Genomic DNA, 25824 nt, shown 5'->3' with positions numbered 1-25824 from the left:
CCGGGGTCGACGGGCGCGATCACCCTGTGGGCATGGACGACTCCGGTAGGTCGCGGTGAGCAACGAGCCCCCCGGCGTCCCACCCGGGCGCGCGTCCGCCTCCGGGTGGGTGGAGGTCGCCGAGGTCGTGCCCGCTCCGGCGCAACAGCCAGGAGGTCAGCGAGTTGGAGTTCCACATCTCGCCGGCCCGCAGCTCGTCTCGGCCCCAGGTGGCTGTCGGGAACGACGGGACCGCGTCGAGCACCCGACGTGCCGGCGCTGATCCGGTGCTGACGCGCTTCGGACCGCCGACTGCCGATCGCACGTCCGGGATGAACCCGTCCCGCCAGCACCGGACCTCGTAACGGAAGAGCCGCAGACGGCCCGCGGAGTGGAATCCGACGGGGCCCTCGGAGACCACGCCGCGATCGGGCACCCGCAGCGACCACACCGGTGCCATCTCGATGGCGTGGTCGTGGCCGTCCAGCCGGACGATCAGGGCCGAGTGGAACAGGTCCACCCGCGCGCGGCGCTCGCGTGCCGCGACCAGCGCCTCGTAGATCCTGCCGCTGGTCCGGACGACCTGACCGCCGGGACCCGCGCCCAACGGGATCCAGAAGAGCTCCACCCCGTCGGTGCTGGCTGCGGTGGTGGGCACCGTTCAGGTCTACCAGTGAAGCTGCCTCGGCGGCGACGCTGCTTGCCCGGCGACCGTCCGTCCCCGGACGGACGGGATACTGGTCCGGTGGACTCCCAGGCCCGCCGCACCGCCCGGCTGATGGTGGCGGGAACGACGTCCGATGCCGGCAAGAGCCTGGTGACCAGCGCGCTGTGCCGCGCCTTCGCCCGCCGGGGCATCCGCGTGGCGCCGTTCAAGGCGCAGAACATGTCCAACAACTCCATGGTGTGCGCCGACGGCGCCGAGATCGGCCGGGCGCAGTGGGTGCAGGCGCTGGCCGCGCGGGCCGAGCCCGAGGCGGCCATGAACCCCGTGCTGCTCAAGCCCGGCGGCGACCGCCGCAGCCACGTGGTCGTCATGGGGGAGCCCGCCGGGGAGATCAGCAGCCGCGAGTTCATCGGCGGCCGGGTGCACCTGGCCGAGGCGGCCTACGGCGCATACGACGACCTCGCGTCGCGCTACGACCTCGTCGTCGCCGAAGGAGCGGGCAGCCCGGCCGAGATCAACCTGAGGGCCGGCGACTACGTGAACATGGGGCTGGCGCGGCACGCCGACATGCCCGTCGTCGTGGTCGGCGACATCGACCGCGGTGGAGTGTTCGCGGCGTTCTTCGGCACCGTCGCCCTGCTCGAGCCCGAGGACCAGGCGCTGGTGGCCGGCTTCGTGGTGAACAAGTTCCGGGGGGACGAGTCGCTGCTCGCTCCCGGGCTGCGCCAGCTGGAGCAGCTCGCGGGGCGCCCGGTCCTCGGGACGCTGCCGTGGAGCCCCGACGTCTGGCTCGACTCCGAGGACGCCCTCGACCTGCAGGGTCGCCGCGCCGGGAGCGATGCGGCCCTGCGGGTGGTCGTCGTGCGACTGCCCCGGATCAGCAACTTCACCGACGTCGACGCCCTCGGCCTGGAGCCCGAGGTGGACGTCGTGTTCACCGCCGACCCGCACGACCTCGCCGACGCCGACCTCGTCGTCCTGCCCGGAACGCGCGCGACGATCTCCGACCTGGCCTGGCTGCGCTCGCGAGGCCTCGACCGGGCGATCGCTCGCCATGCGGAGGCGGGACGTGCGGTCCTGGGGATCTGCGGCGGCTTCCAGATGCTGGGACGCCACGTGCACGACCCGGAGGGGATCGAGGCCGGTGCGCCGGACAGCGTGGCCGGCCTGGGGCTGCTGCCCGTCGAGACGACCTTCGCCGCCGAGAAGACGCTGCGGCTGCCTCGCGGTGAGGCGCTGGGTGCGGCCGCGAGCGGCTACGAGATCCACCACGGCCGGATCAGCCGCGACGCCGGCACCACCGACTTCCTCGGCGGGGTGCAGGAAGGGGCCGTCCTGGGCACGATGTGGCACGGCAGCCTGGAGTCCGACGCGCTGCGCACGGCCGTCCTCGATCTCGCGGCCCGAGCCCGTGGCGGCTCGTTCGTCGCCTCCGGGGTCGACTTCGCGGCAGCACGCGACGCGCGCCTCGACCTGCTCGGTGACCTCGCGGAGAAGCACCTCGACGTCGACGCCCTTCTCGCCCTCGCCGAGCAGGGCGCGCCCGCGGTCCCGGTGATCGGGCCGCACGCATGAGGGTCCTCGTGCTCGGCGGCACGCGGGAGGCGCGTGACCTCGTCGGTCGGCTCGTGGACGACGGCGACGCCGTCGTGACGTCGCTCGCGGGGCGCGTCGCCCGTCCCCGGCTGCCGGTGGGCGACGTCCGGGTCGGTGGCTTCGGCGGCGTCGACGGCCTGACGGAGCACCTGCGCGCCGAGCGGGTCGACGTCGTCGTCGACGCGACCCATCCGTTCGCCGAGGGCATCAGCGCGAACGCCGCCGCCGCGTGCCGCGTCTCAGGCGTGCCGCTGCTGCGGCTCGAGCGACCCGGCTGGTCCGGCCGTCCCGAGGCGGAGAGCTGGCACTGGGTCGACGACCACGACGAGGCCGCCCGGGTGACCGCCACCCTCGGCCAGCGCCCCTTCCTGACCATCGGACGGCAGTCCCTCCACCGATTCGTGGAGCCGCTGCGCGACCTCGCGTGCGTCGTCCGCGTGGTCGACCCGCCGGAGATCACGCTGCCGGCGGCCTGGACCCTGCTGCAGAGCCGCGGTCCCTACACGCTCGAGCACGAACGGGCCGTGATGGCCGACGTGGACGTGCTGGTGACGAAGGACTCGGGCGGTGACCACACCGAGGCCAAGCTCGACGTGGCGCGCGAGCTCGGGGTCCCGGTGGTGATCGTGCGCCGCGCGCCCGGGCCTGAGGGGGTCACGACCGTGGGTGACGCCGGCGAGGCTCGCTCCTGGGTGCGAGCGCAAGCCCCACGCTGACCACTGCGGCGGCCCAGGCGACCGCGGTGGCGAGTCGCGTGGCCCGCGGCAGGTCCGTCACGGTGGGCGCGGGTCCGTCGCCCATCTCGGCCCGGTGCTCCAGACGACCGCCGTAGTCGTTGAGGCCGCCGAGTGTCACGCCCAGCGCACCCGCGAAGGCCGCCTCCACCGGACCGGCATTGGGACTGGGATGGTCATGCGCGTCGCGGGCCCAGGCGCGCATCGCGTCCGACGGACGTCCTCCCACGTGCGGCGCGAGGGCCACGGCGAGGGCGGCGGAGGCCCGTGACGGGACGAGGTTGGCCACGTCGTCGATCCGGGCGCTGGCCCACCCGAAGCGCTCGTACCGTGCCGAGTGGTGGCCGACCATCGCGTCGAGCGTGTTGACCGCCCGGTACCCGACGAGGCCGGGGACACCGAGGGCCGCGCCCCACAGCAGGGGCGCGACGACGGCATCCGACGTGTTCTCCGCCAGCGACTCGGTGGCCGCGCGCGCGACTCCGGCGGCGTCGAGCCGGCTCGGGTCGCGGCCCACCAGATGGGTCACCTGGACGCGAGCGGAGGCCAGGTCGTCGCGCCCGAGCTGCTCGGCGATGATCGAGCCCTCACGCACGAGCGAGCGTCCACCCACGACCGCCCACGTCACTGCCGCGGTCAGCAGGGCGCGCTGCCACGGCCGGCGACAGGCGCGCTCGGCCAGCACCGCAGCACCGACGAGCGGAGCCGTGACGGCGACGTGGTGGAGCACGCCTGCTGCTCGGTGGTCCCGGTAGGAGTGACGCTCGACCGCGGCGGCCCAGCGGCCCAGCCCGGCGACGGGGTGAAAGCGGGCCGGATCGCCGAGCGCGCGATCGAGGACGAAGCCGAGGGCCAGCCCCGCGGCGAGGGACCTGCTCACAGGGCGGCGGCCGCCTCGCGCCGGCGCTGCGTCGCCGCGATCCGGTCGGCGTCACGGCCGACGAGACCGGCGAGCACGACGCCCAGGACCGCCCACAGCACCGCCACGGTGACGATCGACTCACGGCGGAAGTACCAGAGTGTGTCCGCCGGGAAGTCGCCGATCTCGTTGACGGTGGGCAGGGCCACGCCGGCCACCGTCACCACGAGGAGGTATGCCGCGGCGCCCACGACAACACTCCCGTACGCGCCGAGCCGCGGGAGCAGCCGGCGGGCCAGGACCACCGCAGCGATCGCCGCCACGAGGCTGATCGCCCAGAACCCGAAGTAGAGGGCGGTGCGTTCGCCGATCGTGTCTCCGCTTCCCACGGCCGGCGGGGTGGACGGGTACTTCAGGAACGGCACGAGACCGGTGGCGACGAACCCGATCCCGGCGATCAGAGCGGTGGATGCCCGGGCGGAGAGCGATCCCAGCCGGCCCAGGGCGAAGGCCGCGCCAAGCGCGGTGGCGCCGCCGAGGACGGTGCCGAGCAGGAGCGTGCCGGTGGCCAGCCCCCACGTCGACTGCGTGGAGCGCGAGACTTCGGCGCCCTCGCCGTGGCTGTGGCCTTCGTCGGCGTGGGCGGCCGCGTCGTCGTGACTGTGCTCGGGCTCGGCCGATCCGGCCTCCTCCAACGCGATGGCGGTGTCGATCTGTGGCTCGGCGAAGACCACCGCGACTGCGAAGGCGGCGAAGCCCGCGATGAGGCCGGCGACGAGACCGTGGACGAGGAAGCTGCGAGGGGTCATGAGGGTTCCGTTCGAGAGCCGGACCGCGCCGAGGCAGCACGAGCCGCCGGGCGGGCCGGGATGAAGAGGGGAGGTGGACGCGCGGGCGTCAGTGGCAGGGATAGCCCAGCACGTGACGGGCGTCGTGGACCCACTCGTGGATCGCGGTGCCCTCGAACACGGAGAACGCGCCCTGCTCGGCGCCGACGAAGAACAGCACGACGACAGTGAGCAGCGCGGTGAAGATCGCCCACGGCGCGAGCGCCGAGACGGGGATCTGGGGAAGGGTTGCGGCCGGGACGGCCGTGGTTGCCTGAGGCATCTGACACTCCTTGGGGATGACTGCGTCCCGTTGACGGATGTTCGCCCGGCTGGAGGGTCTGGCTTCGCCGCAAGCGGCGTCACAGTAGCGCGACTGCGCCGGATTCACACCGGCTTCCTCAGCAAGGTGTGACGAGGCTAGCAGGTGTTCAGGGCACCGTCGCTCGGGCGCCCGTCACATGGATCCGAGCGTTCCCGGGCACGGGACAGGAGTGACCCGTGAGCAGCTCCACGGCCACCGCGATGGTGTCCCCGTGACTCACCACGAGCAGTTCGCCGGAATGCTCCTGCACCAGGGACTCGACCCGCTGGCGGACCTGCGCGACCGTCTCGTCCCTGTCCATCTCTACGAGCCGGTCGTCGATCACGACGTCGAGCCCGAGCACGTCGGCGACGATGCGCGCGGTCTGCCGGGCCCGCAGCGCGGGAGAGGTGAGCACGACGTCGACGCAGGTGCCCCGCAGCCCCTCAGCCGCCTGCCGTGCCTGGCGCCGGCCGAGCTCGGTCAGCGGGGGAGCGGGATTGCGGTGCTGGAGGCGTCCGGCGGCGTTCCAGGTGGACTCGCCGTGCCGCATCCAGCGGATCACGGCTCGAGCGCGGCGACGTGACCCACGACGGCGACCGCCGGGGCGCCGATCCCGGCGGCGGAGGCGTCGGCCGCGGCGTCCCGCAGGGTGCTGCGCACCACCCGCTGGCTGGGCAGGCTGGCATCGGCCACGAGAGCGCACGGGGTCGCCTCGTCGAGCCCACCCTCGATCAGCGCCTCGACGATGGCGGGCAGGGTCCGCACCCCCATCAGGACGACGAGCGTCGTGCCGGAGCGGGCCAGCGCGGCGTAGTCCAGCGTCGAGTCGGGGTGGCCCGGGGGCACGTGGCCCGAGACGACGGTGAAGCCCTGCACGAGGCCGCGATGGGTCACCGGGATCCCGCCGAGTCCGGGGCCGGCGACGCTGGAGGTCACGCCGGGCACGACGGTCGTGGGGACCCCGGCCGCGGCGCACGCCTGGACCTCCTCGAACCCCCGCCCGAACACGAACGAGTCACCGCCCTTGAGCCGGACGACGTGGCGACCGGCGCGGGCGTGCTCGACGAGGACGCGGTTGATCTCGTCCTGGCTCGTGGACCGGCCGAAGGGGATCTTGGAGACGTCGACGACCTCCACCCCGGGCCTCGCCCATGCGATGGCCTCCCATGGGGCCAGGCGGTCGGCGACGACGACGTCGGCCGACTCGATCGCCGCCCGTCCGGCGACGGTGATCAGGCCGGGGTCACCCGGACCGGCGCCCACGAGCGTGACGCGTCCGACCGACTCCGAGCTGGGCGGCATGGTCTCGCGCGGCACGCTGCGCAGCACCACCTCGTGGGCCGACTCGTCCACGTGGTCCGGGGCCCAGTCGACGAGCCCGCGCCGGGCGAGGTCCTCGATGGCGGCGCACACGGTGGGCGCGCCGACGGTGACCTTCGCGTTCTCGCGCAACAGGCCGGCGATGGTGGGGACGACCGTCTCGTTGCCCTCGAGGACGAGGACGGAGCGTCCGGCGACGTTCAGTTCCATGCGGCGTGGACTCCCAACGTGGTGAGCAGGTGACGGGTGGCGTCGGGCTCGCGCACGGCCAGGCGTGCCCACGAGTCGTCGAGGCCGGGGAAGGTGTCGGCGCGCCGGACCGCGATGCCCGCCCCGCGCAGCCGTGCGTGTGTGCCCCGCCCGAGGCGGGCCAGCACGAACGGGGCGCTCGAGGGCGCCACCGCGACACCGAGATCGGCGAGTCCGTCGACGAGGACGCGCCGGTGCTGGACCGCGAGACGGGCGCGGCGCTCGGCCTCGGCCACGGCGTCGGGTCTCGCCGTGGCGACCACGGCGTGGAGCGCCGGCGTGCCCACGGCCCACGGCGCCTGCTGCGCGCGCAGGTCCGCGACGACGGCCGGGTCGCCCACCACGTAGCCGGCGCGGATCCCCGGCATCGACCACAGCTTGGTCAGGCTCCGCACGACCACGAGGCCGGGCAGGGCCCGCGAGGCCAGGGTCTCCGGCTCGCCCGGGACGAAGTCCATGAAGGCCTCGTCGACCACGACGACGCGGCCGGGACGGCACAGGGGCGCCAGCATCGACGCCGCATGAAGGCGCCCGGTCGGGTTCGTCGGGTTCCCGACGACCACGAGGTCGGCGTCGTCGGGCACGGCGGCCGGGTCGAGGGCGAAGTCGTCCTCGGCACGGCACAGGACGTGGCCCGGCGTGTGACCTGCGGCCCGGAGGGCGACGTCCGGCTCGGTGAACTGAGGATGCACGACGACGGGTCGGCGCCATGAGCGCGCGCGGGCGAGCAGGAAGAACGCCTCGGCGGCGCCTGCCGTGACGAGCACCTCGTCGATCCCACGACCGTGGCGTCGTGCCACCGCGACGTGCGCGGCGGAGGACTCGGGATAGGACGCCGATCCGGTCACGCCGTCCCGCAGCGCCTGCTCGAGCCACGCCGGACGGGGCAGCCGGCTGACGTTGACGGCCAGGTCCAGCAGGCCGTCGGACGCCTCGACATCGCCGTGATGTCGGAGCGGGTCGGTGACGGGAGGCAACGAGGCCCCTGTCGTCGCGGCGAGCCGAGCGGGCTCGGGCGCCGAGGAGACCGCAACGGCGGAGTGCACGGCGTCCGCGAACGACTGCGCCAGGCCGGGGTGGCCCGCCCAGTGCACGTGGAGGTACGACGCGCTCAGGCTCGGCCCGGAGAAGCCGACGGCCTGGTCGTCGACCGTCCAGGCGGGCCGGTCGCCGTGAACCGGGGTGACGGTGGTGCGGTGGAACTCGTGCGTGGTCACCGTCGTGCCGGCCGGGCCGAGCAGCTGGTCGTCCGCCATCACGGGACGTCGGTACGAGAGCGTGAGTCGGGGCGTCATCACGGCGTCGGCGTCGAGCGCGCCGACCATCGGGTGCCCGTCGACGGTGCGACACAGGTAGAGCAGGCCCGCGCACTCGGCGACCGTGGGCACGCCGTCGAGGACCGCCTCGCGCAGGTGGGCCCGCAGGCTCGCGTTCGCGCTCAGCGCGGCGGCATGGACCTCGGGAAAGCCACCGCCGAGATAGAGACCGCGGGTTCCGGCCGGGAGGTGCGCGTCGCGCGCCGGGTCGAAGGGGACCACGGTGCAGCCCGCGGCCTCGAGCAGCTCGGTGGTCTCGGCGTAGCGGAACGTGAACGCGCGACCCGCGGCGACGGCGACGACGGGGGAGTCGGCGCCGCTCGGCCTGACGTGCGCGGCCGGGTCCCACGGCGTCGCGTCGAGTGCGGGCGCCTGCCGCGCCAGCTGCAGGACGGCGTCGAGGTCGACGTGCGCCGCGACCTGGCCGGCCAGGCGCTCCAGCGCCCCGGCGGCCTCGTCGCGCTCCTCGGCGGGCACGAGCCCCAGGTGGCGGGACGGCGCGCTCACGCCGTCGTCGCGGTGCAGGACGCCGAGGACGGGGATGCCGGTCGACTCCACGGCACGGGCGGCCTCGGCGGCGTGCCGCGGTGATCCGGCCTTGTTGAGGATGACTCCCGCGATGGTCACGGTGGGATCGAAGCCCGCCATCCCGTGCACCACCGCGCCGATGCTGCGCGAGGCGTGGGAGACGTCGACCACCAGCACGACGGGCGAGCCGGTGAGGGTCGCGACGTGGGCCGTCGAGGCGAATCCGTCGCCGCCGATCCGTCCGTCGAACAGACCCATGACTCCCTCGACCACCGCCACGTCGGCACCCCGGGCACCGTGGAGCAGCAGCGGCACCATGAGCGCCGGGTCCGTCAGGTGCGGATCGAGGTTGCGACCGGGACGACCGGTGGCCAGCGCGTGGTAGCCGGGATCGATGTAGTCCGGACCGACCTTGTGCCCGGAGACGGCGTGGCCTCGTGCCGCCAGCGCCGCCATCAGCCCGGTGGCGACCGTGGTCTTGCCGTGCCCGGAGGCCGGAGCCGCCACGACGAGGCGCGGCAGGCTCACCACTCGATGCCTCGCTGGCCCTTCTGCCCGACGTCCATCGGGTGCTTCACGTGCTGCATCTCGGTGACGAGGTCGGCCACCTCGATCAGTCGGGGGTCGGCGCGGCGGCCCGTCACGACGACGTGCTGGGTGCCCGGCCGGTTGCCGAGGGTCTCGACGACGTCGTCGACGTCGACCCAGCCCCACTGCATCGGGTACGTGAACTCGTCGAGGACGTAGAGCCGGTGGCGCTCGGCGTGGATCCGGCGCTTGACCTCGGCCCAGCCCTCGGCCGCGTCGGCCGCGTGGTCGGCCTCGGTGCCGCCCTTGCGGCTCCACGACCAGCCCGAGCCCATCTTGTGCCACTCGATCGGGCCGCCCTCGCCGGTCTCCTCGTGCAGCCGGGCAAGGCGCTCGAGCACGGTCTGCTCGCCGATGCGCCACTTCGCCGACTTCACGAACTGGAACACGCCGACGTCCCAGCCCTGGTTCCACGCCCGCATCGCCATCCCGAACGCTGCGGTGGACTTTCCCTTGCCGTTGCCGGTGTGCACCATCAGCAGGGGTCGGTTGCGGCGCTGCCGCGTCGTGAGCCCGTCGTCGGGGACGGTCAGCGGCTTGCCCTGCGGCATCAGGCCGCACCCTCGCGCGAGGCGGTGGCGGCGTGGACCACGTCGGTCAGGCCGTCGGCCGTCACCTCGCCGAGTGGGACGTGCTCGGCGCGGAGGTGGCCGGCCAGCTGGGCGGCGAGGCCCAGCCGGAACCGGCCCGTCTCGCAGTCGACCACGACGCTGTCGAGTCCGGTGGCGGCCAGGTGCGCGGCGGACCGGTGGGCCCGACCGAGCGCGTCGGCGCCGGAGGTGGCACGCCCGTCGGTGACCACGACCAGCAGCGGGCGCCGGGAGGGATCGCGCAGCGCCTCGCGGCGCAGGATCTCCGCCGAGCGCTCGAGCCCTTCCGCCAGGGGCGTGCGACCACCGGCGGGCAGCTCGGCGAGGCGGCGCGAGGCCACGTCGACCGAGCCGGTGGGTGGCAGCACGACCTCGGCGGTGTGCTGACGGAACGTCACGAGGGCGACCTTGTCGCGGCGTCGGTAGGCGTCCAGCAGCAGGGAGAGCACGGCCGTCTTGACCTGCTCCATGCGGCGCCGCGCGGCCATCGACCCCGAGGCGTCGACGCACAGCAGCACGAGGTTGGACTCCTGGCCGACGGTCTCGGCGCGACGCAGGTCTGACGGCGTCAACGCGAGGCCACGGCCATCGACGAGCCCTCCGCGGCTCTGCTGGTGCGGGGCGGCCGCGGCGATGGTGCCGGGCAGGTGGAGGCGACCGGACGTGGCCTCGGGCCGCTTTCCCACGACACGGCCCTGCGGCGTGCGGGCGCGGGAGCGCCGCCCGGACTGGCCCTCGCCGGTACCGCGGACCACGAGCAGTCGCGCGCGCGCCGGATCGCCGGCCGCGGCGACCGAGCCGGCGCCGGCCGGCTGCGGCTGGGGCTGCTGCTCATCCTGCTCCGGGGAGTGGCCGGGGGCGTCGGCGGGGCGATGGTCCTCGGGACCGTCCTGGGGGGAGTCCGAGCCGGAGCCGTCCGGACCACCCGGGCCGTCGTCGTCGGGTCCGGGGTCGGGCTCGTCGTCGCCGAGCAGGTCGTCGAGCCGGTCCTCGTCGAGCCCGGGCTCGTCGAACGGGTTCCGACGGCGACGGTGCGGCAGCGCCAGGCGCGCCGCGACGCGGACGTCCTCACGCGTGATGTGGGTGCGGCCCTGCCATGCCGCGTGGGCCGCCGCCGTGCGCGCCGTGACGAGGTCGGCTCGCAGCCCGTCGACGTCGAAGGCGGCGCAGATCTCGGCGATCGTCGTGAGCGCGTCGTCGTCGAGGACGACGTCGCGCACCAGCTCCTGGGCGGACCCCAGGCGGGCACGCAGGAGGTCCTGCTCGCCGGCCCAGGCGGCCGCGAAGCTCGCGGGATCGGCGTCGAAGGCCAGACGCCGGCGCACGACCTCGACGCGCAGGGCCGGCTCGCGCGGTGCGGACACCTCGACGGTCAGGCCGAACCGGTCGAGCAGCTGCGGGCGCAGCTCGCCCTCCTCGGGGTTCATCGTCCCGATCAGCACGAACCGCGACGCGTGCTCGACCGAGACCCCGTCGCGCTCGACGCTCACCCGGCCGGTCGCGGCGGCGTCCAGCAGCAGGTCGACGAGGTGGTCGTGCAGCAGGTTGACCTCGTCGACGTAGAGCAGGCCGCGGTGGGCGCGGGCCAGCAGACCCGGCTCGAACTCGACCACGCCGTCGCGCAGCGCCGAGTCGAGCTTCAGCGAGCCCGTGACGCGGTCGTCGCTCGCGCCGACCGGCAGCTCGACGAGCCGCACCGGGCGCTCGACGACGGGCGTCCCGGCTTCGAACGGTCCGTCGGGGGAGACCGCGGAAGGGTCCCCCGGGTCGACCGAGAAGCGGTCACCCCGGTAGGCGCGGACCGGCGGCAGCACGTCGGCGAGTCCGCGGACGGTGGTGGTCTTGGCGGTGCCCTTCTCGCCACGCACGAGGACGCCGCCGATGAGCGGGTCGATCGCGACGAGGGTGAGGGCGAGGGTCATGTCGTCCGAGCCGACGACGGCACAAAAGGGGTACTGCGTTGGCATGTAGGGCTCCCGCTCGATCTGCCATGACGGTCCGCGACGCGGGCAGCGTCGCGGGTCGGATCGAGGCCGGTCTTCGGACTTCCCAGGTCTGTGCCTGAGTCACCGCAGCGGGCCCTGTGCCGGATTCTCACCGGCTTCCCAGATTCTCCCCGTGGCCATGAGCCGTGGGGCACCTCGAACCTTCGACCACACCCTAGACGCCGCCGGCAGCCCTCGGGCAGGGGGCCCGACCCGCGGACGGGTCGGGTTAGGGTGCTCCACCATGGATGCGCACGTGACCGTCGTCGGAGTCGGAGCCGACGGCTGGGAGGGCCTGCCGGAGTCCTCGCGGTCGCTCGTGAGGGCCGCCGCCACCCTGCTGGGCGGGCACCGCCACCTCCACGCGGTGCCTGCGGTTGCAGGTCAGGACCGGGTCGCGTGGCCGTCGCCCCTGCGCGAGGGACTGCCGCCTCTCCTGGACGAGGCACGTGAGCCCGTCGTGGTCCTCGCCTCGGGTGATCCCCTCGTCTCCGGCATCGGCACCACGCTGCTGGAGCTGCTCGGTCCGGACCGGGTCACCGTCGTCCCGGCGGTGTCGTCCGTCACGCTGGCGCGGGCGCGGCTGGGCTGGCCGGCCGAGACGGTCACGGTCGTCAGCGTGGTGGGCCGCGACGTCCGCCTCGTCGTGCCGGCGCTCTCCGCCGCGCGGCGCCTGCTCGTGCTCTCCAGCGACGAGACCACCCCGGCGGCCGTGGCGACACTGCTCACCGTCCTCGGCTGGGGCGACTCCGACCTCGTCGTCCTGGGTCATCTCGGCGGGGCCGACGAGACGCGGACCGCGTCGACCGCACGGGAGTGGGACGTCGCAGGCGTGCCCCGCCTCAACGTGCTGGCCGTGGAGGTCCGCGGCACCGGGCCGGGCTGGGCGGCCGGGGGAGTCCTGCCCGATGACGCGTTCGAGCACGCCGGCCAGATCACCAAGCGCGACCTGCGCGCCAGTGCCCTTGCCCGGCTGGCGCCGGCGCCCGGCCAGCTGCTGTGGGACGTGGGCGCGGGCAGCGGCTCGATCGGGGTCGAGTGGATGCGGGCCTGGCCCAGCGCCCGCGCGATCGCCGTCGAGCCGCGACCCGACCGCCTCGCCCTCGTCCGCCGCAATGCGGAAGCTCTGGGTGTCCCCGGCCTGCGGGTCGTGGAGGGCTCGGCGCCGCAGGCGCTCGACGGCCTCGACCGGCCGGACGCGGTCTTCGTCGGCGGAGGTGCGAGCGTCGACGGTGTCCTCGACGCGTGCTGGGAAGCGCTCAAGCCGGGGGGACGTCTCGTCGTCCACGGCGTCACGGCCGAGACCGAGGCCGTGCTGCTCGAGCGGTACCGTCGCCACGGCGGCGAGCTCGTCCGCCTCCACGTCGAGCGCGCCGAGCCGCTCGGCTCCTTCACCGGCTGGACGCCCGCGCGCGCCGTCAGCCAGTGGTCCGCCACCAAGGGAGACTCATGACCGTCCACTTCGTCGGGGCCGGCCCCGGCGCCGCCGACCTGCTCACCCTGCGCGCGGTGCGCCTGCTGGAGGTCGCCGACGTGTGCCTCTACGCGGGCACCTACCTGGACGCCGAGGTGCTGGGGCACTGCCGTGAGGGCGCCCGGCTGGTCGACACGCAGCACCTCGACCTCGACGAGATCACGGCGCACCTCGTGGGCGCGCACGCCGAGGGGCTCGAGGTCGTCCGGCTGTGCTCGGGCGACCCGTCGCTCTACTCCGCGGTGCACGAGCAGGCACGTCGGCTCGACGCCGCGCAGGTGCCGTGGGACGTGACGCCGGGTGTGCCCGCCTACGCCGCTGCGGCCGCGATCGTGGGTGCCGAGCTGACCGTTCCCGAGGTCGCGCAGTCGGTCGTTCTCACGCGCACCCAGGCGCGCTCGACCGCGATGCCCGAGGGGGAGCGGCTCGCCGCCTTCGCCGCGACGGGTGCCACGATGGCCCTGCACCTGGGGATCACCCGCACGCGTGAGCTGGCCGCCGAGCTGGCCGAGCACTACGGCCAGGACTGCCCCGTCGTGGTGGTGTCGAAGGCGACCCAGCCCGACCAGCTCGTGCTGCGCGGCACGCTGGCCGACATCGCCGACCAGGTGGAGGACGCGGGCCTGCGACAGGCGGCCGTCATCCTCGTCGGACCGGCGCTGGCGCCGGACGTCCGCGGCGGCGAGTCGTTCCTCTACGCGGCCAGCCGCGAGCGTCGCGCGCGCGGCTGATCACTCGACGTAGCGGGGGCTCCAGACGCGTCCCGAAGGCGTCACCCGGGTCGACGAGGCGCCGATCAGCAGCAGGCACTTCATGTCGACGGCCTCGGGGTCGAGGTCGCCGAGTGTCGTGACCGTGAGGCTCTCTTCTGCCCGGCCCACGTCGCGGCCCACCACCACGACGGTGTCGGGTGACTTGTGATCGAGCAGGACGGCCTTCGCCTGCGCCACCTGCTCGGTGCGCGACCGGGAGCGCGGGTTGTACAGCGCCAGGACGAGGTCGGCCTCGGCGATCGCGCGCAGGCGGCGCACCACGACGTCCCAGGGCTTGAGGCGGTCCGACAGGCTCATCACGGCGAAGTCGGCGCCGATGGGCGCGCCGGCCCGGGCGGCGACGGCCTGCACGGCCGAGATGCCGGGCACGACGCGCACGGCGACGTCGGCGTAGCGCGGGTCCTCGGCCGCCTCGAAGACGGCCGAGGCCATCCCGAAGATCCCGGCGTCGCCCCCGGACACCACCGCGACGCGCTCGCCGGCCAGGGCGAGGTCGAGTGCCTCGCGGGCCCGATCGACCTCCACCGTGTTGCCCGAGGCGTGGCGGACCAGGCCGGGCCGCTGCGGGACGCGCTGGACGTAGGGGCCGTACCCGATCACGTGCCCCACCTCGGCCAGCACCTGCGACGCCTCGGGGGAGAGCCAGTGGTCGGGTCCCGGACCCAGCCCCACGACGACCACCTCGGCGTCCGTGGCAGGGGCGACGGCCTCGGCGACCGGCTTGTCGTACCGCGCGACGCCGGGCCGGGTGTCGCCGGGCACGAGGACGATCGAGAAGTACGGCACGGTCTCGGGATCGACGTCCGCCACGGGCAGCACGCGCTCGGCGTCCATCGAGGCGCGCTCGACGTACCACGAGCCCTCCACGCGACCGGCCTGCTCGAGCGCGGAGCGTACCTTCGCGAAGGTCCGGCCGAGCTTCATGATCACGGCTCCGTCGGTGTCGGCGAGTCGGCGGGCGAGCTCGGGCTCGGGCAGGGTCCCGGGCAGCACGGTCAGCACGTCGGTCTGGCGCACGAGGGGCAGCGCGGTGGTGGCCGTGGCCGCCGCGAACGCGGGAACGCCGGCGACGACCTGCGTCTCGAAGTCGGGCGAGAGCCGGTCGTGGAGGTACATGAACGAGCCGTAGAGCATCGGATCGCCCTCGGCCAGGACCACCACGTCGCGCCCGCCCTCCAGGTGGGCGCGCACCCGCTCGGCGCAGTCGGCGTAGAAGTCGGCCATCGCCCCGGCGTAGCCGCCGGGATGCTGGGTCGTCTGGGTCGTCACGGGGTAGACGAGGGCCTCCTCGACGACGCCTGCCGGGATCAGCTCGGCCGCGATCCGCCGCGCGTTCGACTGCTTGCCCACCCCCTGGTGGTACACGACCACGTCGGCGGCGCCAATGAGTCGCGCGGCCTTGAGGGTGATGAGCTCGGGGTCGCCGGGACCGACGCCGACGCCGTACAGCCGCCCGCTCACTCCGCCTCCTGGGCGAGCGCGTTGAGCGCCGACGCGGCCATCGCTGAGCCGCCGCGGCGTCCGGTGACGGCGAGGAACGGGATGTCGAGGCCGGGCTCGTCCGTCGTGAGGTCGATGAGCGCCTGCTTCGACTCGGCGGCCCCGATGAAGCCCACCGGCGTGCCGATGATCGCGGCCGGACGCGGTGCGCCGTCGCGGAGCATCTCGAGCAGGTGGAACAGCGCGGTGGGCGCGTTGCCGAACGCGACGACGGCGCCCTCCAACCGCTCGGTCCACAGCGACACCGCGGCGGCCGACCGCGTGGTGCCCCACTCCTTCGCGAGGGTCGGGACGGCGGCGTCGCGCAGGAAGCACAGGACGTCGTTCTCGTGCGGCAGCCGGGCCCGCGTCACGCCCGCGGCGACCATGTGCGCGTCGGTGATGATCGGGGCCCCAGCCTCCAGCGCCGAGCGGGCCGCGGACACGAGACTGGGATGGATCACGAGGTCCCGGGTCAGGTCGGTCTGGCCGCACGCGTGGATCATCCGGACCGCCACCTTCTCGGCGTCCGCGGGGATGCGCGACAGGTCGGCCTCGGCGCGGATCGTGGCGAACGAGTCGACGTAGATCGCGGCGCCGTCGGTGACGTAGTCGTAGCGGCGCGACGGTGGGGCGAGAGTCATGCGTTCTCCAGGTCGGGGACGATCAGGGTGCGCCACGGCGTCACCACGAGGCCGTGCGCTCCGTGCGCGCGGACCTCGTCGAACAGGCGGGCGTCGATGCGGCCGTCGGGCACCGGCAGGTGCCACGCGATGCGGCCGTCGACCTGCTCGATCCTGCCAAGGTCCGGGGGAGGGCTGCTCACCCGGGTGCCGGGACGGGGCTCCGAGGGTGAGGCGAGGACGGTGGCCCCGCCGCCGGGCAGCTCGTCGACGTGCCACGGCGACTCCGCCTGGGCTCCCGCGAGCTCGACGAACCGCGCGGCGAGCGCCGTGAGGACTTCGGCGGCGGCTGCCAGCGGGACCACGGGACCCCACGATCCGGCCCCGGCACGGACCTGCGCGGTGTCCGCTTCGAGGGCGACGAGGCCGAGATCGAGGTCCCGGTCGACGAGGTCCCCGCGGCCGTCGTCGAGGACGAACAGGAAGCGGCCCGCCAGGGCCGCGAGACCCGGCTCGGCGCACAGTCGGCGGTCGAGCTCCGCGACGACGAGTCGCAGGTCCGCCCGGCCGCCGGACCGTCCGGTGAGCGGCGACGCCATGACGTTGCGGATCCGCTCGTGGGAGGTGGAGGGCATGAGGCCGGTCGCCATCACCGCGTCCACGACCGCGTCGGACAGGCAGCCCTCGTCGTGGGGGATCGCCCGCACCTGCAGGTTGGCGCGACTGGTCACGTGGACCGTGCCGTCGCCGTGGGCCCGGGCGACGCCGAGGAGGCCCCCGAGCGCGTCGACCGACACGGCACCACCCGGGATGCGGACCCGGATCAGGGCGCCGTCGTCGGCGATCCAGGGGCGCAGCAGACCGGGGCACAGGTCGCGTCGAGTCCGTCCGGTCACCCGGTCATGGTGTCAGGCACCCTCGTGGCGGCCGACCGGCGGACGGCCTGCTACGTTCGTCGCGCCAGTCAAACTCAGCGATGAGCCAGGGAACCCGGTGAGAGTCCGGGACTGACGCGCAGCGGTGAGGGTGACGGGCGGGGCACGAAGCCACTGGACCGAGAGGTCTGGGAAGGCGCTCCGTCCGGTCGATCCCGAGTCCGAAGACCTGCTGGCCCTCACGGCGACCGCCGTTTGGTCCCACCGGGCTTCGCGAAAGAGCCCCAGACCTCGAAGGATCGCGCCTGTGCGTACTCCCGTCCGTCGTCCCCTCGTCCTGCTCGCCGGCGCCGCGCTCGCGCTGAGTGCCTGCTCGAGCAGCGACGCCTCGTCCGATGCCGAGACCGCCGCGGGGTACCCCCGTGAGGTGGAGAACTGCGGTCGCACCACCGCCGTCACGGCCCCTCCGAAGCGCATCGTGTCGCTCAACCAGGGATCGACCGAGATCCTCCTGTCCCTCGGGCTGGCCGACCGCATGGCCGGCACCTCCACCTGGACCGATCCCGTGATGAAGGGACTCGAGGGCGACAACGCGAAGGTCGAGCGGCTGGCGGACAGCGCGCCCTCGATGGAGCGGGTCCTCGAGACCGAGCCGGACCTCGTGACCGCCTCGTTCGCGAGCGTGCTCGGCCAGGGCGGCGTCGGCTCGGCGGACGCCTTCGGCAAGTTCGGTGTCCCGACGTACCTGTCGCCCGCCGAGTGCGAGGGCAAGGACAACCAGGGCGACGGCGACGGTGCGCGCACGGGGATCCTGGAGATCGACACGATCTACCGCGAGATCACCGAGCTCGCCGCGCTCCTCGACGTCGAGGAGCAGGGTGACGAGCTCGTCGCCGGCCTGCAGGACCGTGTCGCCGCGGCCGCGGCGAAGGCGCCGGAGGACGAGGTGAGTGTCCTCTACTGGTTCGCCAACAGCGAGGCGCCCTACATGGCCGGCTGCTGCGGGGGCCCCGGCATCATCACGCGGGCCCTGGGCCTGAAGAACGTCTTCGACGACACGAAGTCCGAGTGGCCGCAGATCGGCTGGGAGACGGTCGCGGACCGCGACCCCGACGTCCTCGTGATCGGCGACCTGACCCGCAAGAGCCAGACCGCGGAGACCGCGAAGGCGAAGATCGAGTTCCTCGAGACCAACCCGGTCACCCGGGAGATGACGGCCGTGAGGAACCGCCGCTACGTCGCCCTCACCGGCGCTGCCCTCAACCCCTCGATCCGCACCGTCGAAGGACTGGAGCAGGTCGCCGACGCACTGGCCGCCTTCGGTCTCTCACGGTGACGACGACCCGGCGCGCCTGGCTGCTGGCCTCCGCGGGGCTGGCCCTGTTGGTGGCCTCGGCCTGCGTTGCGGTCACGATCGGCCCCTCCGACGTGGGTCCGCGGTCGGTCGTGTCCCTGGCCTGGTCGCGACTGGCCGGGGGCGAGTCCGGGCTGAGCCGGATCCAGGAGGGCATCGTCTGGGACCTGCGGCTGCCGCGCACGCTGCTCGCGGCGGCCTGCGGTGCCGGGCTCGCCGTGTGCGGCGTGATCCTGCAGTCCCTGCTGCGGAACCCGCTGGCCGATCCCTTCGTGCTGGGCGTGTCCTCCGGCGCCTCGACCGGTGCGGTGTCGATCGTCGTGCTGGGAGTGGGCGCCGGCGCGGTGGGGTTGGCCGCCGGAGCGTTCGTCGGCGCCATCGGGGCGTTCCTGCTCGTGCTCGTCCTCGCCGCTGCGGCCGGCGGGACCACCGACCGCGTCGTCCTCGCCGGGGTCGCGGCCACGCAGCTGTTCTCGGCGCTGACGTCGTTCATCGTCTTCACCTCCGCCGACGCGGAGCAGACGCGCGGCGTGCTCTTCTGGCTGCTCGGGTCGCTGGGCAGCGCCTCCTGGACCGACGTCGTGGTGGTCGGGGTGACGGTGGTCGGGGCCGTGATCGCGTGCCTCCTGCTCGCCTCCACGCTCGACGCGTTCGCCTTCGGGCAGGACAGCGCGGCCACGCTCGGCATCGACGTGGCCCGAGCGCGGCTGGTGCTGCTGGTCGTGACGGCCCTGACCACCGCGGTCATCGTCAGCACGTCGGGGGCGATCGGGTTCGTCGGGCTCGTGCTGCCCCACGTGGCGCGCGCCATGGTGGGCGTGAACCACCGGCGCATGCTGCCGCTCGCCGCGATCCTCGGGGCCGTCTTCCTCGTCTGGGTCGACACCGCGGCGCGCACCGTAATCGCGCCGCAGGAGCTGCCGGTCGGTGTCGCCACGGCCCTGCTCGGCGTTCCCGCGTTCGCGCTCATCCTGCTCCGGCGGAAGGGTGTCCGCGCATGAACCTCACCGCTCGCACCGTCTCGTGGTCGGTGCGCGACCGGCTGATCGTCGACGGTGTCAGCATCACGGCGGCACCCGGCTCGATGGTCGGCCTGCTCGGTCCGAACGGCTCGGGGAAGTCCAGCCTGCTCCGGCTCCTCGCGGGCCTGCGCGCGCCCACGACCGGTGTCGTCCGCCTCGGCGACGACGACCTCGCGTCCCTGCGCCGCCGCGAGATCGCCCAGCGGGTCGGCGTGGTCGAGCAGGAGTCCGCCACCGACACCGACCCGCTGGTCCGTGACGTCATCGAGCTCGGCCGCATCCCGCACCGCCGTTCCTGGCAGCCCGTGGGCGAGCGGGACGTCGAGGCCATCCGCCGCGCCGCCGCCGCGACCGGCGTCCTGGACCGGCTCGAGCAGCCCTACGCCACGCTGTCCGGCGGCGAGCGACAGCGTGTGCAGATCGCTCGCGCACTGGCCCAGGACCCCGAGGTCCTCCTGCTCGACGAGCCGACCAACCACCTCGACGTCCGGCACCAGCTGGAGGTGCTGCGGCTCGTCCGCGACGCGGCGGTCACGGCCGTGGCGGCGCTGCACGACCTCAACCTCGCGGCGGCGTACTGCGACGAGATCGTCGTCCTCGCCGAAGGCCGGGTCGTGGCCGCCGGGACCCCCGTCCAGGTGATCACCGAAGAGCTCGTCGCCGACGTCTACGGCGTGAAGGCCTTCGTCGAGCGCCATCGCATCACCGGCGCGCTCACGGTGGTGTGGCAGCCATGACCCTCCTCGTCCATGTCGCGACCGCGCTGTCCGATGCCGCGCGCCAGACCGTCCTGCGCCGAGCAGCTGCCGAGGCCGGTGCGCGGATCGCCTTCCTGCAGGGCGCCGACCCGACCCTCGTCCGGGTGCTCGACGAGCTGCACGCGGAAGGCGTCCGCGACCTGCTCCTCGAGCCGGTCACCACCGACGACCCGACGTTCGCGCGCTCATGGGTCGGCCGGGTGGCCGGTCACTGGCACCGGGAGCAGGTCGACCCGCCCACGATCCGCTTCGGCGATCGCGTCATCAGCGGCCGGGAGGCACGGCTGTCATCGCCCGCATGGGAGACGCCGCCCCCGCACCGCCACCACCTGCTGCTGTGCCGGGGACCGCGCTGCAGCGCCCGCGGCTCCGACGAGACCTACCGGGCGCTCGTCCTGGCGCTGGTCGAGCAGCGGCTGACCGACGCCGACGTCCTCATGGCGCAGACCGGCTGCCTGTTCCCCTGCAACCACGGCCCCGTTGCGGTCGTCCACCCCGAGGGTGCCTGGTATGGACCCGTCCGGCCGGAGGACGCCGGCCGCCTCGTCCGCGAGCACCTCGCCCTGGGTCGACCCGTCGACGACCTGCGCATCGTCTCCCCGACCACCTCCACCGAAGGAGCCTCATGACCCGCATCGCCCTCATGTCCACCTCGGACACCGACCTGCTCTCGGCCCGCGCCAGCGGCGCCGACTACACCTGGGCCAACCCCGTCCGGGTGACGGACGAGCGACGGGACGAGCTCACCGGCGAGGCCGACCTCGTCGTGCTGCGCGTGCTGGGCTCTCCCGAGGACGTCCGCGACCTCGCGGCGCTCGTGCGGGAGGCCGGCCGTCCGCTCGTCGTTCTCGGCGGCGAGCGCACGCCCAACGCCGCGCTGATGGAGCTGTCGACGGTGCCGATCGGCATCTGTGCCGAGGCCCATCGCTACCTCGCGGAGGGCGGCACCGAGAACCTTCGCCAGCTGCACGCCTTCCTTTCGGACACCGTTCTCCTGACCGGCGAGGGCTTCGAGCCGCCGGCCCTGCTGCCCGAGTGGGGGGTGGGCCGCCAGCCCGAGCCGAGCGACCTGCCGCGGGTCGGTGTCCTGTACTACCGGGCCCACGAGGTCAGCGGCAACAACGCCTTCGCCCACGAGCTGGCCGACGCCATCGACGCGACCGGCCGGGCCTGCGGCGTGCCGATCTACGTCTCGTCGCTGCGGGCGGCGGCCGACGAGCTGTTCGCCGAGCTGGGCACGCTCGACGCGATCGTCGTCACGGTTCTCGCGGCGGGCGGCTCGAAGCCGGCGGCCGTGAGCGCCGGCGGCGACGACGAGTCCTGGGACGTCGAGCGGCTGCGGGCGCTGGACGTGCCCGTCCTCCAGGCGCTCGCCCTGACCTCCAGCCGCGCGGAGTGGGAGGCGTCCGACGACGGCGTGACCCCGCTCGACTCCGCCACCCAGATCGCGATCCCCGAGTTCGACGGCCGCCTCATCACGGTGCCGTTCTCGTTCAAGGAGGTCGACGCAGACGGCCTGCCCCGCTACGTCACCGACGCCGAGCGGTGCGCCCGCGTCGCCGGCATCGCCGTGAACCACGCACGCCTGCGCCACGTGCCGCCGGCCGAGCGCAAGGTCGCCCTCGTGCTGTCGGCCTACCCGACCAAGCACAGCCGCATCGGCAACGCCGTGGGGCTCGACACGCCCGTGTCGGCCATCCGGCTGCTGCGCCAGCTGCGCGACGCGGGCTACGACCTCGGTTCGCCCGGCGCCATCCCCGGCCTCGACCCGCTGCCGCCCGTCGAGGGGGAGGAGCCGGACACCACGTCGGGCAACGCCCTGATCCACGCGCTGATCGAGGCCGGTGGCCAGGACGAGGAGTGGCTGACCCAGGCCCAGCTGAGCGAGTCGCACGTGCGGATCAGCCGCGACGACTACCTCCGCTGGACCGCACACCTGCCTGCCGCACTGCGTGAGGAGATGGTGGAGACGTGGGGCGAGGCGCCCGGCTCGCTGTTCGTCGACGACGCCGGGGACATCGTCCTGGCGACCCTGCGGGCGGGCAACGTCGTGATCCTGATCCAGCCGCCGCGTGGCTTCGGCGAGAACCCGGTCGCGATCTACCACGACCCGGACATGCCGCCGTCGCACCACTACCTCGCGGCCTACCGGTGGCTCGAGCAGGGCTTCGGCGCCGACGCGGTCGTCCACCTGGGCAAGCACGGCTCGATGGAGTGGCTGCCGGGCAAGAACGCGGCACTGTCGGCCGCGTGCGCCACCGATGCCGCGATCGGCAGCATGCCGCTGATCTACCCGTTCCTCGTCAACGACCCGGGGGAGGGGGCTCAGGCCAAGCGTCGGGCCCACGCCACGATCGTCGACCACCTCGTCCCGCCGATGGCGCGGGCGGAGGGCTACGGCGACATCGCGAAGCTGGAGCAGCTGCTCGACGAGTACGCCAACGTCGCCGCCATGGACCCGCCCAAGCTGCCCGCGATCCGCCAGCAGATCTGGACCCTCATGCAGTCCGCCCAGATGCACCGCGACCTCGGCCTCGAGGAACGGCCCGGCGACGAGGAGTTCGACGACTTCCTGCTGCACGTCGACGGCTGGCTGTGCGAGATCAAGGACGTCCAGATCCGCGACGGCCTGCACGTCCTGGGCCAGGCGCCGGCGGGGGAGGCGCGCGTGAACCTCGTGCTCGCGGTGCTGCGCGCCACGCAGGTGTGGGGCGGGCAGAACCGTGCCCTTCCAGGGCTGCGTGCCGCGCTCGGGCTCGCCGACGAGGCCCCGATGGCCGAGGTCGACGCCGTCGAGGCGCAGGCCCGTGGCCTCGTCGAGGCGATGGAGAAGGCGGACTGGGACCTGCAGGCGATCGACACGCTCCACGACGACCCGGTGGTCCGCGACGTCCTGCGGTTCGCGGCCGAGCAGGTCGTCCCGCGCCTCGCGGCCACGACCGACGAGCTGACGAACATCCTGCACGCGCTCGACGGCGGCTTCGTCCAGGCCGGGCCGTCCGGCTCGCCGCTGCGTGGCCTCGTGAACGTCCTGCCGACGGGGCGGAACTTCTACACCGTCGACCCGCGCGCCGTCCCCTCGCGACTGGCCTGGGACACCGGGCAGGCGATGGCCGAGTCGCTCGTCACCCGGCACCTCGAGGACACCGGCGAGCACCCGCGCTCGGTGGGCCTCTCGGTCTGGGGCACGTCCGCGATGCGCACGTCGGGTGACGACATCGCCGAGGTGCTCGCACTGATGGGCGTGCGGCCGACGTGGGACCCGGCGTCGCGTCGGGTCAACGGGCTCGAGGTCATCGGTCTCGAGGAGCTCGGCCGTCCGCGCATCGACGTCACCATCCGCATCTCGGGCTTCTTCCGCGACGCGTTCCCGCACGTCATCGAGATCCTCGACGACGCGGTCCAGCTGGTGGCCAGCCTGGACGAGCCCGACGAGCTCAACTTCGTGCGGGCCCACACCCGGCAGGACCTCGCCGAGCACGGCGACGAGCGTCGCGCGACGACACGCATCTTCGGCTCGAAGCCGGGCTCCTACGGCGCCGGCATCCTCCAGGTGGTCGAGTCCGGCTCGTGGCGCGACGACGCCGACCTTGCCGAGGTCTACACCGCGTGGGGCGGCTTCGCCTATGGCCGCGGGCTCGACGGCGTGGCGGCCAGCGACGACATGCGGACGAGCTACCGCAGGATCGCGGTCGCGGCGAAGAATATCGACTCCCGCGAGCACGACATCGCCGACTCGGACGACTACTTCCAGTACCACGGCGGCATGATCGCCACGGTCCGCGCGCTGACCGGCACCGAGCCGAAGGCGTACGTCGGCGACTCGACCACGCCCGACGCCGTCCGCACGCGCTCCCTGCAGGAGGAGACGAACCGGGTCTTTCGGTCGCGCGTCGTGAACCCGCGCTGGATCTCGGCGATGCAGCGCCACGGGTACAAGGGCGCCTTCGAGCTGGCCGCCACCGTCGACTACCTCTTCGGCTTCGACGCGACGGCCGGCGTCGTCCACGACTGGATGTACGAGTCGCTGGCGAAGGAGTACGTCCTGGACGAGACGAACCAGGAGTTCATGCGCCGGTCGAACCCGTGGGCGCTGCGCGGCATCGTCGAGCGGCTCAACGAGGCGGCCGACCGTGGCCTGTGGGCCGAGCCCGATCCGGAGGTCATGGCCGAGATGGCGCGCGTGTACCTCGAGGTCGAGGGCGACCTCGAGGACGACGCGTGACGCGGCGACTCGCCCTCGTCGGCCTCGGCCCGGGGGATCCGGAGCTCCTCACGGCCCAGGCAGCACGCGTGTTGAACGAGGTCGACTACTTCCTCGTCGCGGACAAGACGGCGCAGCATCCGGGCACGGCCGACCTCATCGCGATGCGCGAGGCGATCTGCGACCGGCACGTGACGGGGGAGTGGCGCATCGTCCACGTCCCCGATCCGGAGCGCGACCGTGCCGACCCGGCCGACTACGGCGCCGCCGTGCGCGACTGGCACGAGGCGCGGGCCGTCGCCTTCGAGCAGGCGCTGCAGGAGCACCCCGGTGACGCCGCGATCCTCGTGTGGGGGGACCCCGCGCTGTACGACTCGGCGATTCGCCTGGCCGACCGCATCGTCGAGCGCGGGAACGTGGACGTGGCGGTCGAGGTGGTCCCGGGCCTGAGCAGCGTCCAGCTGCTCGCCGCACGGCACGGGCTCGTGCTCAACACGATCGGCGGGCCGATCACGATCACGACGGGCCGTCGCCTGCTGGACGACGCCCGCACGGGCGACAACCTCGTCGTCATGCTCGACGGCTCGCTCACCTGCCGCCGCCTGTCCGACCCATCGGCCTGGCGGATCTGGTGGGGCGCCAACCTCGGCTCACCCGACGAGCAGCTGGTCGCCGGGCAGCTCGACGAGGTCGCCGACGAGATCTCGACTCGCCGCGAGGAGGCCCGGGCCGCGCGTGGCTGGGTGATGGACACCTATCTCTTGCGCCGCGCGAGCCACATCGTCGTGCCCTAGCCTCGTTCGAAGCCGGACCTCCCCGCCCCACCGCCCTCACCACCAGGAGCACGATCGTGACCGACCACACGCCCGCGACGTCAGCGGACCCACGCGGCTTCTGGGATCGACCGGCCACCTGGAAGGCCTTCGCGGTCGTGGGCGGGTACCTCGTCTTCTACCTGCTCGTCGGCCAGATCACCCAGCGCGTCTTCGCGGACCAGATCGACGAGGACGACATCCTCTCCAGCGCATCCAGCATCCTCCTCGGCGTCGCGCTCCCCATCGCGATCGGCGCGCTCGCGCTCCTGGCGTTCATCGCGAAGGTCGGCTGGCTGTCGGAGATCTTCGGCCGCCAGCGCGTCCCCGGCCGTCGGTGGATGTGGATCGCGCCGGTGCTCGTCCTGGCTGCCGTCGCCGCCCACGTCGCCGGCACCGACTGGGACTACTGGTCGGGTGAGCAGCTGGCGGCGATGGTCGTGGTCGGTATCTGCGTGGGACTCGCCGAGGAGCTCGTCACGCGCGGTCTGGCCGTCAAGATGCTGCGAGACGCCGGCCGCACCGAGCGCTTCGTCGCTGGTGTCTCCTCGCTGCTGTTCGCCCTGATGCACACGGCGAACATCTTCTCCGGGATGGCCGCGAGCGTCGTCGGTGCCACCGTCGTCTACACGTTCGCCTTCGGCATGCTCATGTATCTGTCCATGCGCCTCACGGGCACGATCTGGACGGCCATCGTCCTGCACGGCCTCACCGACCCGACGACCTTCCTGGCCACGGGTGGGCTCGATGAGGCGGTCACGGGATCCGCCGACGGTGCCACGGCTGTCGCCACGGTCGTCACCGTCCTGCTGATCGTGTTCGGCTTCGTCTCTGTCTTCCTCGTTCGCGGCTCCAGCCGGGCGGCGAGCTCCGAGCTCCCATGAACTTCCAGCAGCCGACCCGAT

The 25824-nt window shown here is 73.7% G+C and carries 23 protein-coding genes and 3 riboswitches; of the genes, 11 read left to right on the top strand and 12 right to left on the bottom strand.

Translation table 11 applies throughout. The features are described from left to right. Nucleotides 1-19 precede the first annotated feature (19 nt). Nucleotides 20-637, bottom strand: coding sequence for a hypothetical protein (locus tag B5D60_RS16505; RefSeq protein WP_231948922.1), 618 nt, complete (start codon nt 635-637; stop codon nt 20-22). A 120-nt stretch (nt 638-757) separates the two neighbouring features. Between B5D60_RS16505 and B5D60_RS16500 the strand changes: the two genes are divergently transcribed. Further along, nucleotides 758-2221 carry a cobyric acid synthase gene (locus B5D60_RS16500; RefSeq protein ID WP_172806419.1) on the top strand — a complete coding sequence of 488 codons (1464 nt, stop codon included), beginning with the start codon at nt 758-760 and terminating at the stop codon, nt 2219-2221. Next, nucleotides 2218-2958 (top strand): cobalt-precorrin-6A reductase, encoded by a 741-nt coding sequence (locus B5D60_RS16495; RefSeq protein WP_078701169.1) that lies wholly within the window; start codon nt 2218-2220, stop codon nt 2956-2958. The genes B5D60_RS16500 and B5D60_RS16495 overlap by 4 nt, the downstream gene beginning before the upstream one ends. Here B5D60_RS16495 and B5D60_RS16490 read toward each other — a convergent pair. From B5D60_RS16490 to B5D60_RS16455, 8 genes are all read right to left on the bottom strand, one after another. After that, entirely contained in the window at nt 2897-3856 is a 960-nt protein-coding gene (locus tag B5D60_RS16490; RefSeq protein ID WP_078701168.1) for a cobalamin biosynthesis protein, read from the bottom strand. The genes B5D60_RS16495 and B5D60_RS16490 overlap by 62 nt on opposite strands. After that, nucleotides 3853-4644, bottom strand: a complete 792-nt coding sequence (locus B5D60_RS16485) for a CbtA family protein (RefSeq protein WP_078701167.1) — start codon at nt 4642-4644, stop codon at nt 3853-3855. The genes B5D60_RS16490 and B5D60_RS16485 overlap by 4 nt, the downstream gene beginning before the upstream one ends. Before the next feature lie 88 nt (nt 4645-4732). Then, nucleotides 4733-4945 (bottom strand): CbtB domain-containing protein, encoded by a 213-nt coding sequence (locus tag B5D60_RS16480; protein WP_078701166.1) that lies wholly within the window; start codon nt 4943-4945, stop codon nt 4733-4735. Nucleotides 4946-4986: 41 nt separating this feature from the next. After that, a riboswitch (cobalamin riboswitch) is annotated at nt 4987-5062 on the bottom strand. Nucleotides 5063-5093: 31 nt separating this feature from the next. After that, nucleotides 5094-5531 (bottom strand): histidine phosphatase family protein, encoded by a 438-nt coding sequence (locus B5D60_RS16475; protein ID WP_078701165.1) that lies wholly within the window; start codon nt 5529-5531, stop codon nt 5094-5096. Further along, a complete protein-coding gene (gene cobA / locus B5D60_RS16470) occupies nt 5528-6271 on the bottom strand; it encodes a uroporphyrinogen-III C-methyltransferase (RefSeq protein WP_197684494.1) in 744 nt (247 codons plus the stop codon). Before cobA ends, B5D60_RS16475 begins: the two co-directional genes overlap by 4 nt. A 218-nt stretch (nt 6272-6489) precedes the next feature. After that, nucleotides 6490-8910 (bottom strand): cobyrinate a,c-diamide synthase, encoded by a 2421-nt coding sequence (locus B5D60_RS16465; protein WP_078701508.1) that lies wholly within the window; start codon nt 8908-8910, stop codon nt 6490-6492. Continuing rightward, entirely contained in the window at nt 8907-9521 is a 615-nt protein-coding gene (gene cobO, locus B5D60_RS16460) for a cob(I)yrinic acid a,c-diamide adenosyltransferase (RefSeq protein ID WP_078701163.1), read from the bottom strand. The genes B5D60_RS16465 and cobO overlap by 4 nt, the downstream gene beginning before the upstream one ends. Beyond that, nucleotides 9521-11527 (bottom strand): VWA domain-containing protein, encoded by a 2007-nt coding sequence (locus tag B5D60_RS16455; protein WP_078701162.1) that lies wholly within the window; start codon nt 11525-11527, stop codon nt 9521-9523. The genes cobO and B5D60_RS16455 overlap by 1 nt, the downstream gene beginning before the upstream one ends. 47 nt (nt 11528-11574) lie before the next feature. Continuing rightward, a riboswitch (cobalamin riboswitch) is annotated at nt 11575-11719 on the bottom strand. Between the two features lie 82 nt (nt 11720-11801). Between B5D60_RS16455 and cbiE the strand changes: the two genes are divergently transcribed. After that, entirely contained in the window at nt 11802-12998 is a 1197-nt protein-coding gene (cbiE, locus tag B5D60_RS16450) for a precorrin-6y C5,15-methyltransferase (decarboxylating) subunit CbiE (protein ID WP_231948921.1), read from the top strand. After that, entirely contained in the window at nt 12995-13750 is a 756-nt protein-coding gene (gene cobM, locus B5D60_RS16445; protein ID WP_078701160.1) for a precorrin-4 C(11)-methyltransferase, read from the top strand. The genes cbiE and cobM overlap by 4 nt, the downstream gene beginning before the upstream one ends. On the opposite strand, the gene B5D60_RS16440 is transcribed toward cobM, so the two are convergent. Genes B5D60_RS16440 through B5D60_RS16430 form a run of 3 tightly spaced genes read right to left on the bottom strand, consistent with a single transcriptional unit; the run spans nt 13751 to nt 16790 of the window. Then, on the bottom strand, nt 13751-15253 hold the full coding sequence (locus B5D60_RS16440; protein WP_078701159.1) for a precorrin-2 C(20)-methyltransferase: 1503 nt from the start codon (nt 15251-15253) through the stop codon (nt 13751-13753). It abuts the gene before it with no gap. Beyond that, the gene (locus tag B5D60_RS16435) at nt 15250-15915 is read right to left on the bottom strand and encodes a precorrin-8X methylmutase (RefSeq protein ID WP_078701158.1); all 666 of its coding nucleotides are present in this window, start codon (nt 15913-15915) and stop codon (nt 15250-15252) included. The genes B5D60_RS16440 and B5D60_RS16435 overlap by 4 nt, the downstream gene beginning before the upstream one ends. Then, entirely contained in the window at nt 15912-16790 is an 879-nt protein-coding gene (locus B5D60_RS16430; RefSeq protein ID WP_078701157.1) for a sulfite reductase subunit beta, read from the bottom strand. The genes B5D60_RS16435 and B5D60_RS16430 overlap by 4 nt, the downstream gene beginning before the upstream one ends. A 48-nt stretch (nt 16791-16838) precedes the next feature. Next, a riboswitch (cobalamin riboswitch) is annotated at nt 16839-17020 on the top strand. 56 nt (nt 17021-17076) lie between these two features. Here B5D60_RS16430 and B5D60_RS16425 point away from each other — a divergent pair. Genes B5D60_RS16425 through B5D60_RS16395 form a run of 7 tightly spaced genes read left to right on the top strand, consistent with a single transcriptional unit; the run spans nt 17077 to nt 25803 of the window. Next, entirely contained in the window at nt 17077-18105 is a 1029-nt protein-coding gene (locus B5D60_RS16425) for an ABC transporter substrate-binding protein (protein ID WP_231948920.1), read from the top strand. Beyond that, nucleotides 18102-19124, top strand: coding sequence for a FecCD family ABC transporter permease (locus tag B5D60_RS16420; protein ID WP_078701156.1), 1023 nt, complete (start codon nt 18102-18104; stop codon nt 19122-19124). The genes B5D60_RS16425 and B5D60_RS16420 overlap by 4 nt, the downstream gene beginning before the upstream one ends. Further along, complete coding sequence (locus tag B5D60_RS16415; RefSeq protein ID WP_078701155.1) at nt 19121-19882, top strand: ABC transporter ATP-binding protein; 762 nt, start codon at nt 19121-19123, stop codon at nt 19880-19882. The genes B5D60_RS16420 and B5D60_RS16415 overlap by 4 nt, the downstream gene beginning before the upstream one ends. Next, nucleotides 19879-20532, top strand: coding sequence for a (2Fe-2S) ferredoxin domain-containing protein (locus tag B5D60_RS16410; RefSeq protein ID WP_078701154.1), 654 nt, complete (start codon nt 19879-19881; stop codon nt 20530-20532). Before B5D60_RS16415 ends, B5D60_RS16410 begins: the two co-directional genes overlap by 4 nt. Further along, on the top strand, nt 20529-24128 hold the full coding sequence (cobN, locus tag B5D60_RS16405; RefSeq protein ID WP_078701153.1) for a cobaltochelatase subunit CobN: 3600 nt from the start codon (nt 20529-20531) through the stop codon (nt 24126-24128). Before B5D60_RS16410 ends, cobN begins: the two co-directional genes overlap by 4 nt. Next, nucleotides 24125-24901, top strand: a complete 777-nt coding sequence (gene cobF / locus B5D60_RS16400) for a precorrin-6A synthase (deacetylating) (RefSeq protein ID WP_078701152.1) — start codon at nt 24125-24127, stop codon at nt 24899-24901. The genes cobN and cobF overlap by 4 nt, the downstream gene beginning before the upstream one ends. Before the next feature lie 56 nt (nt 24902-24957). Next, nucleotides 24958-25803 carry a CPBP family intramembrane glutamic endopeptidase gene (locus tag B5D60_RS16395; RefSeq protein WP_078701151.1) on the top strand — a complete coding sequence of 282 codons (846 nt, stop codon included), beginning with the start codon at nt 24958-24960 and terminating at the stop codon, nt 25801-25803. Nucleotides 25804-25824: the final 21 nt, after the last annotated feature.

Source organism: Aeromicrobium choanae, assembly GCF_900167475.1.
In the GTDB taxonomy this organism is placed as follows: Bacteria; Actinomycetota; Actinomycetes; order Propionibacteriales; family Nocardioidaceae; genus Aeromicrobium; species Aeromicrobium choanae.
This window is presented reverse-complemented; position numbering and strand designations above follow the sequence as displayed.

Excerpts from the sequence above, each read along its gene's own strand:
- B5D60_RS16500 (WP_172806419.1), top strand. The coding sequence starts at position 758 with ATGGTGGCGGGAACGACGTCCGATGCCGGCAAGAGCCTGGTGACCAGC.
- B5D60_RS16495 (WP_078701169.1), top strand. The coding sequence starts at position 2,218 with ATGAGGGTCCTCGTGCTCGGCGGCACGCGGGAGGCGCGTGACCTCGTC.
- B5D60_RS16485 (WP_078701167.1), bottom strand. The coding sequence starts at position 4,644 with ATGACCCCTCGCAGCTTCCTCGTCCACGGTCTCGTCGCCGGCCTCATC.
- B5D60_RS16480 (WP_078701166.1), bottom strand. The coding sequence starts at position 4,945 with ATGCCTCAGGCAACCACGGCCGTCCCGGCCGCAACCCTTCCCCAGATC.
- cobA (WP_197684494.1), bottom strand. The coding sequence starts at position 6,271 with ATGCCGCCCAGCTCGGAGTCGGTCGGACGCGTCACGCTCGTGGGCGCC.
- cobO (WP_078701163.1), bottom strand. The coding sequence starts at position 9,521 with ATGCCGCAGGGCAAGCCGCTGACCGTCCCCGACGACGGGCTCACGACG.
- B5D60_RS16455 (WP_078701162.1), bottom strand. The coding sequence starts at position 11,527 with ATGCCAACGCAGTACCCCTTTTGTGCCGTCGTCGGCTCGGACGACATG.
- cobM (WP_078701160.1), top strand. The coding sequence starts at position 12,995 with ATGACCGTCCACTTCGTCGGGGCCGGCCCCGGCGCCGCCGACCTGCTC.
- B5D60_RS16435 (WP_078701158.1), bottom strand. The coding sequence starts at position 15,915 with ATGACTCTCGCCCCACCGTCGCGCCGCTACGACTACGTCACCGACGGC.
- B5D60_RS16415 (WP_078701155.1), top strand. The coding sequence starts at position 19,121 with ATGAACCTCACCGCTCGCACCGTCTCGTGGTCGGTGCGCGACCGGCTG.
- B5D60_RS16410 (WP_078701154.1), top strand. The coding sequence starts at position 19,879 with ATGACCCTCCTCGTCCATGTCGCGACCGCGCTGTCCGATGCCGCGCGC.
- cobN (WP_078701153.1), top strand. The coding sequence starts at position 20,529 with ATGACCCGCATCGCCCTCATGTCCACCTCGGACACCGACCTGCTCTCG.